Source organism: Streptomyces resistomycificus, from assembly GCF_001514265.1.
Lineage (GTDB): Bacteria > Actinomycetota > Actinomycetes > Streptomycetales > Streptomycetaceae > Streptomyces > Streptomyces resistomycificus.
The window spans coordinates 829,178-845,737 of record NZ_KQ948990.1; the positions used below are offsets into that span (position 1 = coordinate 829,178).

The window sequence follows — 16,560 nt, forward strand, 5'->3', positions numbered from 1 at the left end:
CGGAGTGAAGCCGCGTGCGTCGCTCGCGGGACGCGGCGTCCGAGACGAGAGCCGCGGGCGTCGCGCCCTTCCGGCGGCTGCGTCCGCGGCGCTGCGCCCGCGCTGTTACTCCTCCACCAGCAGCTTCTCCCGCAGCTGTGCCAGTGTCCGGGCCAGCAGCCGGGACACGTGCATCTGCGAGATGCCGACCTCCTGCGCGATCTGCGACTGGGTCATGTTGCCGAAGAACCGCAGCAGCAGGATCCGCTTCTCGCGCGGGGGCAGATCCTCGAGCAGCGGCTTGAGCGACTCCCGGTACTCGACGCCCTCCAGCGCCTCGTCCTCGGCGCCCAGGGTGTCCGCGACCGCCGGGGACTCGTCGTCGGTGTCGGGGACGTCCAGGGACAGGGTGGAGTACGCGTTGGCGGACTCCAGGCCCTCCAGGACCTCCTCCTCCGAGATGGCCAGCTTCTCGGCCAGCTCGTGCACCGTGGGGGAGCGGCCGTGCTGCTGGGACAGCTCGGCCGTCGCCGTGGTCAGCGACAGCCGCAGCTCCTGGAGCCTGCGCGGGACGCGCACCGCCCAGCCCTTGTCACGGAAGTGCCGCTTGATCTCGCCGACGACCGTGGGGGTCGCGTATGTCGAGAACTCGACGCCGCGGTCCGGGTCGAAGCGGTCCACCGACTTGATCAGGCCGATGGTGGCGACCTGGGTGAGGTCGTCCAGCGGCTCGCCGCGGTTGCGGAACCGGCGCGCGAGGTGCTCGACGAGTGGCAGGTGCATGCGGACCAGCTGGTTGCGCAGCTCCGCGTACTCCGGACTGCCGTCCTTCAGGGCGCGCAGTTCCAGGAACATGGCGCGCGCCCCACTGCGGTCCTGAGGGCTGTGCCGCGTGGCCTGCACACGCTGCGCGGCCTTCTCGTCGTCTCGCTCGTGCTCGCTCATCGTCCCGCCCGTAGCCCTTCCCCGAGCCCTAGCCTGGGCTCGGACAGGGGACACCCCGATCCGTCCGTCCAGAGGCGTGCTCTGCACGGCACCTTCCCGATCACGCTGCCCGTCTTCCAGGAAGCCGCTCTCCGAGGAGGCGTCCTCCGGGTGCGGCCGGGCCTGCTCGGGGATGCCGTCGATGCCGTCCGCCATGCGTCGGGTCGCGCCCGGACCGCCTGCGTCATCGGCGGCCGGCAGCTCCCTTGCGCCGCGCTCTTCGTCCCGCACCGGCCCGTCCCCGTCCCTCACGCCGGCCCGGGTCCCGCGCCGCGCTGTTTGTAGAGGCTGATCGAAACGGTCTTGTCCTCGTCGACGGCCGACGAGACCTTGCCCGCGAGGGCCGACAGCACGGTCCAGGCGAAGGTGTCACGCGCGGGGGCGTGACCGTCCGTGGTCGGCGCCGAGACGGTGACCTCCAGCGAGTCGTCGACAAGACGGAACACACAGCTGAGGACGGAGCCGGGCACGGCCTGCTGGAGCAGGATCGCGCAGGCCTCGTCCACGGCGATGCGCAGGTCCTCGATCTCGTCGAGGGTGAAGTCCAAACGGGCCGCGAGGCCGGCCGTGGCCGTACGCAGCACCGACAGGTAGGCACCCGCAGCCGGCAGCCGGACTTCCACGAAGTCCTGGGTCGCGGGCTCGCCTGCGATCTGGGACACCCTCACCTCCAAGGTGGTACAAGCATTTCGGGGCCCGAGGGTCGCCCCCCGGGGTAACGCGATACGTGGTTCAGCGGTGACGCTATCGCGCTCTCAAGCTTCCTGTCCCCGGGACCCCAACCCCTTGCTGTCACTCATAGTAAACACGCGAACACGCTCCGTGGCTAGGGGGTTCGCGGGCCCAATTGGGAAGAGCGCGCGCCGGGTTGACGTACCCAGGCGTCAGACGGTCGAACCGTCCGACTCGGCGGTCATACGAGGACGTGGTCCACGAAGCACCAACGCCACGCCTCACCTGGCTCGAAGGTCCGCATGATCGGATGTCCCGACTCCTTGTGGTGCTCCGTCGCGTGCCGTCCCGGTGAGGAGTCGCAGCAACCGACATGGCCGCAAGTCAGACACAGCCGGAGCTGTACCGGATGCGTGCCGTCCGCCAGGCACTCGGGACAGGTCTCGCTCAGCGGCTCGGGTTCCTGGTGCGGCAGCGCGTCGGCGTGCGTGCACTGTTTCATGATTGCCAGGTTACGACGGGCGCGTGCACACTCGCGCCGGAAAACGAGGGTGGGCGACCGATGACGAACGAGGGCGGGCGAGAACCATGGACGTGATGCCACTGCTGCTGCTGGTGGCGGGCAGCGCCGTGATCGCCGCGGCGGCCCGGCGGACCCCCGTACCGGCACCGCTGCTGCTGGTCGCCGCCGGGCTCGTGTTCTCGTACGTCCCAGGGGTCCCGGAGTACACCCTGGACCCGCACATCGTCCTGCCGCTCGTGCTGCCCCCGCTGCTGTACACGGCGGCGACCGACAGTTCGTACCTCGATCTGCGGGCGCAACTGCGTCCCGTGGCGCTGCTCTCCGTCGGGTACGTCCTCTTCGCGACCTTCACCGTGGGCTGGGCCGCCTATGTGATCGTGCCGGGCCTGCCGCTCACCGCCGCGCTGGTCCTGGGCGCGGTGGTGGCGCCGCCGGACGCCGTCGCGGCCACGGCGGTCGCACGCCGGGTCGGGCTGCCCTCCCGGATCACCACGATCCTGCAGGGCGAGTCCCTGGTGAACGACGCCACCGCGATCACCGCCTACCGGGTGGCCCTCGCCGCCGCGGTCGGCGAGGGTGCGACCTGGGCCGGCGGGATCGGCGAGTTCCTGCTCGCCGCGGTCGGCGGCGTCGGCTTCGGACTGGTGCTCATGGTGCCGATCCACTGGCTGCGCACGCACCTCAAGGAGGCGCTGCTGCAGAACACGCTGTCCCTGCTGATCCCGTTCGTGGCCTACGCGGCCGCCGAACAGGTGCACGCCTCCGGTGTCCTCGCGGTGGTGACCGTCGCGCTCTACCTCGGCCACCGCGCGTGGGAGGTCGACTTCGCGACCCGCCTCCAGGAGGAGGCCGTCTGGAAAATGGTCGCCTTCGTCCTGGAGTCGGCGGTGTTCGCGCTGATCGGCCTGCAACTGCGCGTGATCCTCAAGGGCCTGGGGGAGTACGAGGGGGGCCGCGCCGCCCTGTACGCGGTCGCCGTCTTCCTGGTCGTGGTCGTCTCCAGGTTCGTGTGGGTGTATCCGGCGACCTTCCTTCCGCGCCTGCTGTCGGCGCGGATCCGGGAGCGCGAGGACAACCCCACCTGGAAGGCACCGTTCGTCATCGCCTGGGCCGGCATGAGAGGCGTGGTCTCCCTTGCCATCGCCTTCTCCATCCCGGTGACCATGCACGGCGACGAGCCGTTCCCCGAGCGCAACCTCATCCTGTTCCTGACCTTCACCACGGTCATCGGCACCCTGGTCCTCCAGGGCCTGACCCTGCCCCCGCTGATCCGCGTCCTGAAGCTCCCCGGCAGGGACGCGCGGGCCGAGACCCTCGCGGAGGCGAACGCCCAGGCGCAGGCCTCCCGGGCCGCCGAGCGCCGCCTGGACGAACTCCTCTCCGACGAGCGCAACGAGCTTCCGCAGCCCCTTGCCGACCGTCTCCACACCGTCCTGGAGCGGCGCCGCAACGCCGTCTGGGAGCGCCTCGGTCAGGTCAACCCCCACACCGGCGAGACCGTCGACGACACCTACCGCCGTCTCTCCCGGGAGATGATCAGTGCCGAGCGCGAGGTCTTCGTCAAGCTGCGCGACGGCCGTCACATCGACGACGAGATGCTGCGGACGCTGCTGCGCAGGCTGGACCTGGAGGAGGCGGCGGCCTATCGGGAGGCGGCGTGAGCGTTTCCGTACCGCTGAGCGGCGTGACGCGGGATCATGGAGGGGACACGAACGGGACAGGGTGACTCGGGGGGCTCGATGACCGGCACCGCGCAACGGTTCTTCATCAGTTATGCGGGCGTCGACCGGCAGTGGGCCGAGTGGGTGGGCTGGCATCTCGAGCGCAGCGGCCACCAGGTCCGGCTGGACGTGTGGGACTGGCGGACCGGTGACGACTTCGTCGAGCGCATGGACGAGGCGCTGGCGCAGTCCGACGCCGTGGTGGCGCTGTTCTCCAAGTCGTACTTCGAGCCCGGGCGCTGGACACGGGAGGAGTGGTCCGCGGTCGTCGGGCGCCGGGAACGCCTGATACCGGTCGCCGTCGAACCGTTCACCGACGCCGAGGTACCCCCGCTGCTGGCCACGAAGGTGCGCAAGAACCTCTACGCGCTGGACGAGACGTCGGCGATCGCGGCGTTGCGGGAGGCGGTGGACGGCGGACGGAGGCCGAGCGCGGCCCCGGCGTTCCCGGGAGGAGGAGCCCCCGGGGTGCCGGACGAGCCGGTGGGCCCCGGCGAGGCGGTGGTGCCGGACGGGCCGAGGCCCCGGCTGCCCGGAAGCACCGAGCGGCCGGAGCTGTGGAACGTACGCCCCGCGAACCGCGACTTCTCCGGTCGGGAGGCCGAGATCGAGCGGCTTCGGGCCGGACTGCTCAGGGGCCGGCGCTCCGCCGTGTACACCCTGCACGGGATGGGGGGCTTCGGAAAGACGCAGATCGCGCTGGAGTACGCGCACCGGTTCGCCGACCAGTACGACCTGGTGTGGTGGATCGACGCGGAACAGAGCGACCAGATCCCGGTTCACTACACGGAGTTGGCCGACCGGGTCGGTGTCGCGGTCGCGGAGGCGGGGGCCGAGCTCAACGCCCGCGCGCTGTTGCGGTACCTGCGCAGGCAGTCCCGATGGCTGGTCATCCTCGACAACGCGGAGGACCCCGAGCAGATCGAGCCGTGGCTGCCGGAGGGCCAGGGGCATGTGCTCATCACGTCGCGCAACCCCAACTGGCGCCGTATCGCCCAGCCGATGGCCCTTGACGTGTTTACGCGGGCGGACTCGCTGGCGTACCTCCGCAGTCGTATCGAAGGCATCGCCGAGGAACAGACGGAGCTGTTGGCCAAGGACCTCGGCGACCTGCCGCTGGCTCTCGCCCAGGCGGCGGGCGTGATCGAGAACGGCATGACCGTCGACCGGTACCGGCGGTTGCTGACCGAGAACACGGGGCGGATTCTGCGCGAGGGGGAGGCGCCGGGGTACTCGGCCTCGCTGGAGGCCGCGGTCAGCATCGCCGCGGGGCGCCTTGCCGACAGGCACCCTGAGGCGGGGGCACTGCTGCGGCTGGCCGCGTTTCTGGGGCCCGAGCCGATCCCCACCGAGTGGCTGGAGAACGCGCGCCCTCACCTGGCCACCATTCCGGGTGACCCTGACGACCTGATGTGGCCGCAGGCCGCGCTCGAACCCCTGCGTCGTTACGGCCTCGCCCGTATCGACGGCGAAGCACTGCAGATCCACCGGCTCACGCAGGCCGTTCTCCGCGATCACGTAACGCCTGAGCAGACGCGGGCGATCCACGACGACGCCGCGGCCGTCCTGGCCGTCGTCGCACCGGGCGACCCGCAGTCGCCGGTCAGCTGGCCCCTCTGGGCGACGCTGACCTCCCATCTCACGGCACAGCACATCGGCGTCCGGGACCGCGCCGAGCTGCGTGCGACGCTCCTGGACGCCGTGCACTTCCTGATCCGCAGCGGCCGGCCGCGGACGGCGGTGGAACTCGCCACGGGCCTACGGGAGGTGTGGACCACCCAGTCGGGTCCGGACGATCTCGACGTCCTGTCGTGCACGCAGTACCTCGGCCACGCGACCTCCGACCTCGGCGACATGTGGGCGGCCCGGCCGATCATCGAGGACGCCTTCGCCCGTCGTCGGCGAACTCTCGGAGACGATCACCCCGACACCCTCAAATCAGCCAACGACCTCGCGGCGATCCTCGGGGGGCTCGGTGAGTACGCGGAGTCCCATCGGATGGACGAGGAGACGTTCGCCCGCCGTCGCGAGGTTCTCGGGGAGGACCATCCCGAGACCTTCCAGTCCGCGAACAACCTGGCGGCCTCGCTCCGCGTCCTGGGTGACTACGCGCCGGCCCTGCGGATGGACGAGGACACGTTCGCTCGTCGTCGCCGCGTCCTGGGGGAGGACCATCCCGACACTCTCCAGTCCGCCACCAATGTCGGGGGTGGCCTGGCCGACGTCGGCAAGCTGCCGGAGTCCCGTCACACGCTCGAGGACACCGTCGCCCGCTGTCGCAGGACGCTCGGTGACGATCACTACGCCACGCTCGCCGCTGTCAGCCGCCTCGCCAGCACCCTGTTCGCTCTGGGCGAGTACGAGGAGGCGCGCCGCCTGCACGAGGACATCCTGGCCCGTCGTCGCCGTCTCGTCGGTGACGATCACCATGACACCCTCACGTCCGTCAACGGCCTCGCCAGCACGCTCCACGGCCTCGGCGAGTACGAGGAGGCGCGCCGCCTGCACGAGGACAACCTGGCCCGCCGTCGCCGCCTGTTCGGCGACGACCACCCGGACACCTGCACGTCCGCGCTCAACCTGGCGGTCTCACTGCACTCGGCCGGCCGGTACGCGGAAGCCCGCCTCATGGATGAGGACACCTTGGCTCGTCGTCGCCGCGCGCTCGGCGACGATCACCCCGACACCCTCAGAACGGCGGAGAACCTCGCCGTCACCCTGCACGCCCTGCGGCACCACTCGGAGGCGGTGCGCCTGCTGGAGGACACCCGGGCACGCCAGCGCCGCGTTCTCGGCGACGACCACCCCGACACCCAGCGCGCCACGCGCAATCTCGCCAACGCCTACATCTCCGTGGGGAAGAAGTTCAAGGCCCAGCAACTGATGGCCAAGAAGAAGCCCAAGCGTCGCCTCGGCCGGAAGTCCCGCTAGTCAGCCATCGAACGGGGACCCCGTGACCACCGCCGCCACCGTGGTCCCCGCCTCCCACAGCCCCTCGTCGACCAGGACGACGAGCCCGTACAGCAACTTGGCGACATAGAGACGCTCGACCGCCACCCCGTGCCGCCCTTCGAAGTCCTCGGCAAAGGCATCGAGTTCACGGGGCACGCGTCCGTACCCCCCGAAGTGGAAACGGTCGTCGAGGGACCAGTCGCCGCGCCGCCCGCCGAAGGCCCGCTCCTGGAGGCCGGTTATCTCGGCTGCCAGGAAACCGCCCTTGAGTACGGGGATTCCCCAGGCGCGCTGCTCAGGCTCCAGCCCCGCGGCCAGTCCCGCCAGCGTGCCGCCCGTACCGCAGGCGATCGCCACGACGTCCGCCCTGCCGCGCAGTTCCTCGCCCAGGGCCTGACAGCCGCGTACGGCGGGCACGTTGCTGCCGCCCTCGGGGACGACGTACGCCGTCCCGGTGTCGACGCCGAGGTCCCTGAGCAGCCTTGCGAGGGTTTCCGTCTCGGTCTTACGTCGATACGTCGACCTGTCGACGAAGTGCAGCCGCATGCCGTCGGCGGCGCACCGGGCCAGGGACGGGTTGAGGGGTCGGTCGGCCAGTTCCTGACCCCGGACGACGCCGATCGTCGGCAGGCCGAGGAGGCGGCCCGCCGCGGCCGTGGCGCGGAGGTGGTTGGAGTAGGCGCCGCCGAAGGTGACGACCGTGCGACCGGCCGCGGCGGCGAGGTTGGGGGCCAGTTTCCGCCACTTGTTGCCGACGAGGTCCGGGTGGATCAGGTCGTCGCGTTTGAGGAGCAGGCGGACGCCCCGGCGGGTGAAGCGGTCGTCGACGACCTCCTGCAACGGCGACGGGAGCCGGGGGCGCAGGGCGGCGAGATCGGGGGCGTCGGGGCTGGTCACCACTCCATTGTCACCAGCCCCGGCCCTGCGGTGACCTCCGTCGGTTCGGCGACTTCCGTCAGTTCAGACGGTCCCGGATGCGTCCCCGCATCGACGCCATGGTGAACCCGCGCGGATCCACCTTCCCGGGCTGCCACTCCAGGTGGCCGAGGACCGATCGTTCCGTCCAGCCGTGGTGGCGGCAGATCGCGGCGGCCGCTCTCTCGATCGCCTCGAGTTGGGCCTCGGGCCAGGGATCCTTGCCGTCGCCGAGGTTCTCGCACTCGAAGCCGTAGAAGTGCCGGTTGCCGTCGGAGTTGGCCTCGTTGTCGTGGGGGAGCGCGTCCTCGCCGATCACCGCGCGCAGGACGTCGTCGTCGCCGAGGCCGGCGTGGTTGGCGCGGCCGTAGCCGACGAGGTGGACGCGGCCGTCCTTGGTGATGACTCCGTGGCACAGCGGGCCCGGGAGGCTCGCGTGGCCTTTTCGGCAGAGGTCCACCGTCACCTTGCTGCCCTTGGTCACGGTGTGGTGGATCATCACACCGTGGACAGGGCCCCAAGCGCCCTTGTGGTTGCGGTTGTGGGTCTCCCAGTCGCCGACCTCGACGACGGTGAGCCCTTCCGCCTTCAAACCTGCCAGGAAACCGCTCGCGGACATGGGTGAGGCCATGGCCGCCTCCTTAGTGCTGCGCGGCGGCCGCCGTGCGCGGGCCGCCTCGTATCGCTTGCTTGTACCGGAAGCGGAGAGTCCGTACTAGTCGCTCGCACAGCGTGCGAGCCGATCCGGACAACATCATTCCGCACTCGGGAGCGCCCGGCGACTCGAGCGGGTCTGGACGGGAATCCCCTGTGTGCCCAGTCGTTCGGTGATCCATTCCCGCTCTTTCGTGTAATAGCACCGGCACGGTTCGTGATGGAAGGGTTGCCCGTGGAGATCGATGCCGGCGCAGTTCAGCGCCGCGCATGACCGGGAGGGCAACTTTTTATGTCGGTAGGCGAAGAGGTCCGCACCGAGCAGGACAGGCCGCAGCAGAGCCTCGGCACGGCGGCCGCGCGGAACCTGGCCACCACCACCAAGTCCGCACCCCAGATGCAGGAGATCAGCTCCCGCTGGCTGCTGCGCACGCTGCCCTGGGTGAACGTGCAGGGCGGCACGTACCGGGTGAACCGCAGGCTGACCTACGCCGTGGGGGACGGCCGGGTCACGTTCGTGAAGACCGGTGACCGCGTCGAGGTGATCCCCGACGAGTTGCGCGAACTGCCCGCACTGCGGTCGTTCGAGGACGCGGAGGTGCTCACCGAGCTCTCCCGGCGTTGCGAGCAGCGGGAGTTCAGCCCGGGAGACGTGATCGCCGAGTTCGGCAGCCAGACCGACGAGGTCTTCCTGCTGGCACACGGCCGGGTGGAGAAGGTGGGCACCGGACCGTACGGCGACGACGCGGTCCTCGGAGTCCTCGCCGACGGCGCGTACTTCGGAGAACAGGCGCTGCTCGACCCGGAGGCCATCTGGGAGTACACCGCCCGCGCGGTCACCGCCTGCACGGTGCTGGTGCTGCCCCGCGGCCATGTCGAGCAGGTCGCGGAGCGTTCCGAGTCCCTGGGCGGGCATCTCCAGGAGCAGCGTGCGATCCCTTCGCAGCGCACCAACAAGTTCGGCGAGAAGGAGATCGACCTCGCGGCCGGCCACGACGGCGAGCCGGACATCCCGCACACCTTCGTCGACTACGAGGCCAGGCCCCGCGAGTACGAACTGAGCATCGCCCAGACCGTGCTGCGCATCCACTCCCGCGTCGCCGACCTCTACAACCAGCCGATGAACCAGACCGAGCAGCAGATCCGGCTGACGGTCGAGGCGTTGAAGGAGCGCCAGGAGCACGAACTCGTCAACAACCGGCAGTTCGGGCTGCTGCACAACTGCGAGTACGACCAGCGGATCCAGCCGCACGACGGCGTGCCCAGCCCCGACGACCTGGACGAGCTGCTCAGCAGGCGGCGTGGCACCAAGCTGCTGCTCGCCCATCCGCGCGCGATCTCCGCGATCGGGCGTGAGCTCAACAAGCGCGGACTGGTCCCGGAGACCATCGAGGTGGCGGGCAACCGCATTCCCACCTGGCGCGGCGTGCCGATCTACCCCTGCAACAAGATCCCGGTCACCGAGGCCCGGACGACCTCGATCATCGCCATGCGTACCGGCGAGGCCGAGCAGGGCGTCATCGGACTTCAGCAGGCCGGTATCCCGGACGAGATCGAGCCGAGCCTGTCCGTGCGCTTCATGGGCATCAACGAGCAGGCGATCATCAAGTACCTGGTGACGGCGTACTACTCGGCCGCGGTCCTCGTGCCGGACGCGCTCGGCGTTCTGGAGAACGTCGAGATCGGCCGCTGGAGGTGACGTTCCCGCACCTGAGGGACGTGTCCCCACCTCTCGGGGCGGGGACACCCCGGTCCTGCGCGCCCAGCCACACCGTAAGTGCCACCGTCCGCGGACTCTCCGAGGGGAATCCCATGACCGAGTTCATGACGGAGCCGAAGCAGGGTGACACCGGAAGCGCTGTGGGGGCGCATCCGCTCGACGGGCACGAGGCGGGGGCGATCCTGGAGCGGGTGCGGGCCTCGGTCGACCCCGAGTTGCGGTCCGCCCTGGAGTCGCTGCCCGGCTCCATGCGCCGTATCGCGCTCTACCACTTCGGCTGGGAGCACGCCGACGGCACCCCGGCGGCGGGCAACGCGGGCAAGGCGATCCGGCCCGCGCTCGTCCTGACCGCGGCCACCGCCCTCGGCGGACAGCCGGCGCGTACGGCGGCCGTCCGGGCGGCCGCGGCGGTGGAACTGGTCCACAACTTCACACTGCTGCACGACGACGTGATGGACCGGGACACCACCCGGCGGCACCGGCCCACCGCGTGGACCGTGTTCGGCGACGCCGACGCGATCCTCGCCGGGGACGCCCTCCAGGCGCTGGCCCTGCGGCTGCTCGCCGAGGATCCGCATCCGGCGTCCGCGCGGGCCGCCGCACGGCTCGCTGACTGTGTCGTCGAACTGTGCGCGGGCCAGCACGCGGACACGGCCATGGAACTGCGCCGCCCCGGTGAGGTCACCCTCGACGAGACCCTGGCCATGGCCGAGGCCAAGACCGGTGCGCTGCTCGGATGCGCCTGCGCACTGGGCGCGCTGTACGCGGGGGCGTCGGAGGAGGACGTCGAGGCGCTGGACGCGTTCGGCCGGGAGGCCGGGCTCGCCTTCCAGCTCATCGACGACGTGATCGGCATATGGGGCGACCCCCGCAGCACCGGCAAACCGGCCGGCGCGGATCTCGCCGCCCGGAAGAAGTCCCTGCCGGTGGTCGCCGCGCTCACGTCCGGCACACCGGCGGCGGACGAACTGGCGGAGCTGTACGGCGTTCCGTACGAGGAGGCGGACCTGGAGCGGACGGTGCTCGCCGTGGAGCGGGCGGGTGGCCGGGACTGGGCACAGGTCCAGGCTGCCGACCGTATGGCGCGCGCCATGCAGGAGCTGGCGCGCGCGGTGTCCGATCCGGAGTCGGCGGGCGGGCTGCTGGCGTTGGCGGAGTTCGTGACGCGGCGCAGCAGCTGAGGTTTCGAGACCCCGGTGCCGCCGGGGCCGGGCGGGTTCCTGACCCCGCGCGGCCGTCGGCGACGCCGGTCGGGCGGGACCCGCACATCCCCACGGTGTGCGGGCCCCGCCCGTTCCTCCCCGCCGAGGGCCCGAACGCCCCTGCCCGGTGACTCGATCCCCCCTGTCGATACGCTCAACGACCGTACGATCAAGGTCCGTTGACGCGAAGGGGCGAACATGGGTGTGGCGATCCGGACGGCAGACACCGGTGACCGTGAGCTGATCGTCGGGCTGCTGGACGCGGCCTTCCAGGACGATCCGGTCAGTCGCTGGGTGTTCCCCGGCGCCGAGCACCGCCGCACGACCCACCCCGGACTGATGGCCGCGTTCACCGACCTCGTGCTGGCCGAGGGCCGTGTCGACGTCACCGAGGACGGCAGGGCCTGCGCGCTGTGGCTGTCCGTGCCGGCGGGCGGTGGCGGCCACGACTCCGAGGAGGCCGCAGGCGACGACGGTCCCGCGCAGGTGCGTGCCGCCGTTGATCCCGGGAACGAACGCGTCGAGCTGATCGGCCGTCTCACCGCCGGCATCCACCCGTCGGACCGCGCCCACGCCTACCTGTGGATGATCGGCGTGGCCCCCGAGCACCAGGGCGAGGGTCTCGGCACGGCGCTCATCGCCTCGGCGCTCGACCGCTGCGACCGCGAGGGCCTGCCGGCCTATCTGGAGGCCAGCAACGCCCGCAGCCGCAAGCTCTACGAGCGCCTGGGCTTCGAGCTCACCGACCGTCCTCTCGACCTTCCCGACGGCCCCCGGATGTGGCCGATGTGGCGCGAGCCGCGAGCCTGAGCCACACCGCGTACCGATCGGCGCCGGGAGCTGCCTCCGGGGCTACCCCTCCGGTAGCCGGAGAGCCGCCCAGGGGAGCTGCCCCCTGGCCGGAGAGCCGCCCCCCGCTACCCCTCCGGTACCACCGTCCTCACGATCTGTTCCACCAGTCCCTCCGGCACGCTCAGGCCGGGGATCACGTCCTCCAGGACACCTGGGAGGGTCAGGTGTTCCAGGATCAGGCCGAGCATCGCGAGGTAGAGGACGGTGACCGTCTCGTCGCCACCGGGTAGGCCGGCGTCCCGGTGGAAATCCATGCCGTACTCCAGGTCGGCGCGCACCGACTTGGTGTAGGAGGCGCGCAGTTCGGGGCGGCGGGTGGCTTCCAGGCGCATCTCCAGGAGGGCCAGATAGCCGGTCCGGTCACGGGTCGCGCGGGTCATCAGGTCGTGCATGAAGGCCGTGACCAGCGCGCGGTCCTTCGGCCTCGTCATCAGCCGGGCGAGCTGGTCGGGGTCCGGCGCGAGCCGCTCGTGCAGCCGGACGTCCATCTGCCGCAGCAGGTCGTCGCGGCCGGTGAAGTAGTTCGAGGCGGTGCCCACCGGCACCCCCGCCTCGCTGTCCACCGCGCGGAAAGTCAGCCCGCGCGCCCCCTCGCGGGCGAGCACCTCGACCCCCGCGTCCACGAGCGCGGCCCGGCGCTCCGGATTGCTGGCCATGCGGAATCCCCTCTCCCACTTGATTCCGAGCTCGGAATCCCCTTGCAACCACTACAAACGAAGTACTACAACTGTAGTTGTCCGCACGGCAGCCTACGGAAAGAGACCGACTTGCGAAAGCTCACGTACTACATCGCGTGCTCCATCGACGGCTTCATCGGGGACGAGGGCGGCGACGCCTCGACCATGCTCCGCTTCCTCGACGAGGAGTTCTACGACTTCGTGAAGAGCGAGTATCCGGACACGCTGCCGACCCACAGCCGAGGCCCCCTCGGCGTGGAGGACCTGGAGAACAAGCGGTTCGACACGATCATCCAGGGCCGGGCCAGTTACGACCTGGCCCTGAAGATGGGCGTCACCAGCCCGTACGCCCACCTGCGCGAGTTCGTCGCCTCCCGCACCCTCGGGGAGTCGCCGGACCCGAACGTCGAGATCATCGCGGACGACCTGGTCGGCAGGGTGCGCGAGCTCAAGGCGGAGGACGGCGAGCTCGGCATCTACCTGTGCGGCGGCTCGGTGGTCGCGGGTGAACTGCTCGAGGAGATCGACGAGCTGGTCATCAAGACGTACCCGATCGTGCTGGGCACCGGCATGCCGATGTTCGGCTCCGGCCTCGCGGTCACCGACTTCGTGCTCGACTCCGTGCGCACCTTCGAGAACGGGTTGCTGGTACGGACGTACAGCAGGAAGCGCTGACGCCCGGCTCGCCCTACCCTGAAGGCATGGACAGCGACGCGCACGCCTGTCCCGATTGTGGACAGTCCGTCGACACAGTCGTCCGGCGTCACAAGACGCTGGGCGCGTGGGTTCCGGTGTGGGTGGCAGGCCCGTGCCGCAACCCGAAGTGCGAGGCGTACGTCGGCAGGGCCACGCAAGCGGCCGACGCCGACGGCAGGCACCGCACCCAGGCCACGCACACCGTCGCGAAGAGGACCAGCACGGGGAAGTCCGCCACGGAGAAGACCTGAGCCGAGCTGTCGAGAACCCCCGACCGGCTCCGACGTCCCCTGTGAGAGCCGCCCGGCACGGGCGGCCCGGGGCGAAGACGCCGAAGACGCGAAGGAGTGGAGACTCATGAAGTACCTGGTCATGGTGCAGGGCACACAGGCGGACTACGAGGCGATGCAGGGCAAGGCGTCTCCGGGCTCCCCGGCCTGGAACGAGCAGGACGTCCGGGCGATGTACGCCTACATGGAAGCGATCAACAACGACCTGGCCGAGACGGGCGAGATGGTCGACGGACAGGGCCTGGCCGAGCCCGCGAAGATCCGCTCGGTCACGCTCGGTGACGACGGCAAGGCAGTGATCACCGACGGCCCGTACAGCGAGACCAAGGAGCTGATGGCCGGCTACTGGGTCCTGGAGTGCGCGAGCCTGGAGCGGGTCACGGAGATCGCCGACCGCATCATCCGCTGCCCCCAGCCCGCCGGGGCCCCGAACTACCCGGTGGTGATCCGGCCCATCATGGACGGCGCCGGGGACATCTGACGACCCGGCCGTGCGAGCCGACCGCGAGATCGAGGACCTGCTGCGCCGCCACGCGCCGCAGGTCCTCGGCGCGCTGGTCAGGCGGTACGGCCACTTCGACGCCGCCGAGGACGCCGTACAGGAGGCACTACTCGCGGCGGCCGGGCAGTGGCCGTCGGCAGGGCTGCCGGACAATCCGCGCGGGTGGCTCATCAAGGTGGCCTCGCGGCGGCTGACCGACGCCCTGCGGGCGGAGGAGTCGCGGCGGGCGCGGGAGGAGAGGGCGGCGGCGCTGACCCCGCGATGGGGGCACGTCCCGGGGCCGCCGGGATCCGGGGGAGCGTTCACCGCGCCCCCGCCGGGCGCCGACCGCGCCCCCCGCGAGGACGACACCCTCTCCCTCCTCTTCCTGTGCTGCCATCCGGATCTGCCCCCACCCGCGCAGGTCGCGCTGACCCTGCGCGCGGTCGGCGGTCTGACGACGGCGGAGATCGCCCGCGCCTACCTGGTCCCGGAGGCGACCATGGCCCAGCGCATCAGCCGGGCCAAGCAGAAGGTGCGGGGTGTGCGCTTCGGGCAGCCGGACAACTGGGCCGAGCGTCTGCCGGCGGTCCTGCAGACCCTCTACCTGATCTTCAACGAGGGCCATACGGCGACCTCCGGACCCTCCCTCCAGCGGCGCGACCTCGCCGGTGAGGCGATCCGCCTGACCCGCACGGTCCACCGGCTGCTTCCCGACGACGGCGAGGTGACCGGCCTGCTCGCCCTGATGCTGCTCACCGACGCCCGCCGTGACGCCCGCACCGGCCCGCACGGTGAACTCGTCCCCCTCGACGAGCAGGACCGCGACCGCTGGGACAGGGGCGCGATCGAGGAGGGCGTCACCCTGGTCACCCGCGCCCTGAGCCGAGGGCCCGCCGGAAGCCGAGCCGGCACCGGCAGCGAAGCCCGTACCGGTAGCGAAGCCCGTACCGGCAGCCGACCACCCGCCGGCCCCTACCAGGTGCGCGCCGCCATCGCCGCCGTCCACGACGAGGCGCCGTCCGCCGAGGCGACCGACTGGCCGGAGATCCTCGGCCTGTACGACGTCCTGGTGCGCCTCGTTCCCGGCCCCGTCGAACGGCTCGGTCGTGCGATCGCCGTCGCCATGGTCCGTGGGCCGGAAGCGGGACTCGCCGAACTGGACGCGCTGGAGGGCGAGTTGCGGAACGGCCACCGTCTGGACGCGGTCCGGGGCCATCTACTGGAACGCGCCGGCTCGTACGACGCGGCACGCACCGCCTACGAGTCGGCCGCCGTCAAGACCCTGAGCCTGCCGGAGCAGCGCTATCTCCGGGCGCGCGCGGCACGGCTGAGACGCTAGGGGGTGCCCCTCTCATCCCGCAGGCGGCGGCATGGCGGGCGGCTACCGCGCGGTCATGTCCGGCCGGGCAGTCCGCCCGTCTCCGGATCACGGCCGGTCAGGCAGTACGTGCCGCCCGCCGGGTCCCGCATCACCGTCCAGTGGCGGCCGTGGACGACGAGTTCCGCACCGAGCCGCTCGTGCGCGGCGCGGGTCGCCCCCGTGTCCGCGCACGCCAGGTCCAGGTGGGCGGAGAGGGGCCGCTCCTCGCCGAGGCGCTGGAGGAGGATGCGGACCGGCAGCCCTGGCGGCGGCTTGACCACGTGGAACTCGGGGAGCGAGCCGGACAGGGACTGCCAGCCCGGCAGCAGCGTGCCCCAGAAGGCGACTTCGGCCTCGTAGGCGGAAGGCGGGACGTCGAGGCAGACCTGGTCGAGCCGGCTGCCCCGCACCACGGGTGGCCGCACCGCCTCCCCGTGCCAGGGCACGGCACAGAACAACTGCCCTCCGGGCGACCGCAGTACGGCCCAGTCCCCGTGCTCGGCGGCGATCGACGCGCCGCACCGCAGCGCCGACGCCACGAACTGGGGTACGTCCTCCACCGCGAAGTCGAGATGCGCGCCGCCGGAGCCGTCCGCCACACCCTGGACCTTCACACAGGCGTCGGCCCCGTCCGGCAGCAGAGTCGCGAACTCGCCCCGGTCACCCCGGGGCGGGGAAAGCCGCGTGTCCGTGACGGCCGTCCAGAACTCCTGGGCACGGTCGAGGCGCTCGGCGGGCCGGTCGATGAAGGCGTAGGTCCAGCGGATGCTCATGCGGTGATCGTAGGTGGGGGAGCCCTGGAGCCCGGCGCGGAGTTCGCGGGCGGGGGACGCGCCCGAGTACGCGGGCCCGGGGCAGGTGGCGAGGTCGGACAACAAG

Annotated in this window: 16 protein-coding genes; 9 read left to right on the plus strand and 7 right to left on the minus strand. The window is 71.2% G+C overall.

The window, feature by feature from the left end; translation table 11 throughout:
- Positions 1–105 precede the first annotated feature (105 nt).
- The 3 genes from AQJ84_RS13750 to AQJ84_RS13760 all read right to left on the minus strand — a co-directional run bounded on the left by AQJ84_RS13750 (position 106) and on the right by AQJ84_RS13760 (position 2,137).
- Positions 106–1,215, minus strand: coding sequence for an RNA polymerase sigma factor SigF (locus AQJ84_RS13750; protein ID WP_078631553.1), 1,110 nt, complete (start codon positions 1,213–1,215; stop codon positions 106–108).
- Positions 1,212–1,625, minus strand: coding sequence for an ATP-binding protein (locus tag AQJ84_RS13755; protein WP_019058277.1), 414 nt, complete (start codon positions 1,623–1,625; stop codon positions 1,212–1,214). Before AQJ84_RS13755 ends, AQJ84_RS13750 begins: the two co-directional genes overlap by 4 nt.
- A gap of 251 nt (positions 1,626–1,876) precedes the next feature.
- A complete protein-coding gene (locus AQJ84_RS13760; RefSeq protein WP_030038221.1) occupies positions 1,877–2,137 on the minus strand; it encodes a UBP-type zinc finger domain-containing protein in 261 nt (86 codons plus the stop codon).
- Positions 2,138–2,223: 86 nt separating this feature from the next.
- Between AQJ84_RS13760 and AQJ84_RS13765 the strand changes: the two genes are divergently transcribed.
- Both AQJ84_RS13765 and fxsT read left to right on the plus strand, forming a co-directional pair.
- On the plus strand, positions 2,224–3,819 hold the full coding sequence (locus AQJ84_RS13765; RefSeq protein ID WP_030038220.1) for a Na+/H+ antiporter: 1,596 nt from the start codon (positions 2,224–2,226) through the stop codon (positions 3,817–3,819).
- 78 nt (positions 3,820–3,897) lie between these two features.
- Complete coding sequence (fxsT, locus tag AQJ84_RS13770; protein ID WP_053190857.1) at positions 3,898–6,810, plus strand: FxSxx-COOH system tetratricopeptide repeat protein; 2,913 nt, start codon at positions 3,898–3,900, stop codon at positions 6,808–6,810.
- On the opposite strand, the gene AQJ84_RS13775 is transcribed toward fxsT, so the two are convergent.
- Both AQJ84_RS13775 and AQJ84_RS13780 read right to left on the minus strand, forming a co-directional pair.
- Positions 6,811–7,728 (minus strand): 1-aminocyclopropane-1-carboxylate deaminase/D-cysteine desulfhydrase, encoded by a 918-nt coding sequence (locus tag AQJ84_RS13775; RefSeq protein ID WP_053190890.1) that lies wholly within the window; start codon positions 7,726–7,728, stop codon positions 6,811–6,813. It lies immediately after the preceding gene.
- Between the two features lie 58 nt (positions 7,729–7,786).
- Complete coding sequence (locus tag AQJ84_RS13780; protein WP_030038216.1) at positions 7,787–8,377, minus strand: peptidoglycan recognition protein family protein; 591 nt, start codon at positions 8,375–8,377, stop codon at positions 7,787–7,789.
- A 315-nt stretch (positions 8,378–8,692) separates the two neighbouring features.
- On the opposite strand from AQJ84_RS13780, the gene AQJ84_RS13785 reads away from it, so the two are divergent.
- From AQJ84_RS13785 to AQJ84_RS13795, 3 genes are all read left to right on the plus strand, one after another.
- Positions 8,693–10,099 (plus strand): family 2B encapsulin nanocompartment shell protein, encoded by a 1,407-nt coding sequence (locus tag AQJ84_RS13785; RefSeq protein WP_030038215.1) that lies wholly within the window; start codon positions 8,693–8,695, stop codon positions 10,097–10,099.
- A 113-nt stretch (positions 10,100–10,212) separates the two neighbouring features.
- Entirely contained in the window at positions 10,213–11,301 is a 1,089-nt protein-coding gene (locus AQJ84_RS13790; RefSeq protein ID WP_030038214.1) for a family 2 encapsulin nanocompartment cargo protein polyprenyl transferase, read from the plus strand.
- Between the two features lie 219 nt (positions 11,302–11,520).
- Positions 11,521–12,132, plus strand: coding sequence for a GNAT family N-acetyltransferase (locus AQJ84_RS13795; protein WP_030038213.1), 612 nt, complete (start codon positions 11,521–11,523; stop codon positions 12,130–12,132).
- 107 nt (positions 12,133–12,239) lie between these two features.
- Here the strand turns inward: AQJ84_RS13795 and AQJ84_RS13800 are convergent, their stop codons facing one another.
- Positions 12,240–12,830: a TetR/AcrR family transcriptional regulator gene (locus AQJ84_RS13800; RefSeq protein WP_030038212.1), complete on the minus strand. Its 591-nt coding sequence runs from the start codon at positions 12,828–12,830 to the stop codon at positions 12,240–12,242.
- A 111-nt stretch (positions 12,831–12,941) separates the two neighbouring features.
- Here AQJ84_RS13800 and AQJ84_RS13805 point away from each other — a divergent pair, with 111 nt between their 5' ends.
- The 4 genes from AQJ84_RS13805 to AQJ84_RS13820 all read left to right on the plus strand — a co-directional run bounded on the left by AQJ84_RS13805 (position 12,942) and on the right by AQJ84_RS13820 (position 15,660).
- Positions 12,942–13,526 (plus strand): dihydrofolate reductase family protein, encoded by a 585-nt coding sequence (locus tag AQJ84_RS13805; protein ID WP_030038211.1) that lies wholly within the window; start codon positions 12,942–12,944, stop codon positions 13,524–13,526.
- A gap of 26 nt (positions 13,527–13,552) precedes the next feature.
- Positions 13,553–13,798 (plus strand): hypothetical protein, encoded by a 246-nt coding sequence (locus AQJ84_RS13810; RefSeq protein WP_030038210.1) that lies wholly within the window; start codon positions 13,553–13,555, stop codon positions 13,796–13,798.
- A gap of 106 nt (positions 13,799–13,904) precedes the next feature.
- On the plus strand, positions 13,905–14,318 hold the full coding sequence (locus AQJ84_RS13815; RefSeq protein WP_030038209.1) for a YciI family protein: 414 nt from the start codon (positions 13,905–13,907) through the stop codon (positions 14,316–14,318).
- Between the two features lie 10 nt (positions 14,319–14,328).
- The gene (locus AQJ84_RS13820; RefSeq protein ID WP_053190860.1) at positions 14,329–15,660 is read left to right on the plus strand and encodes an RNA polymerase sigma factor; all 1,332 of its coding nucleotides are present in this window, start codon (positions 14,329–14,331) and stop codon (positions 15,658–15,660) included.
- 53 nt (positions 15,661–15,713) lie between these two features.
- On the opposite strand, the gene AQJ84_RS13825 is transcribed toward AQJ84_RS13820, so the two are convergent.
- On the minus strand, positions 15,714–16,454 hold the full coding sequence (locus tag AQJ84_RS13825) for a VOC family protein (RefSeq protein ID WP_030038207.1): 741 nt from the start codon (positions 16,452–16,454) through the stop codon (positions 15,714–15,716).
- Positions 16,455–16,560 lie beyond the last annotated feature (106 nt).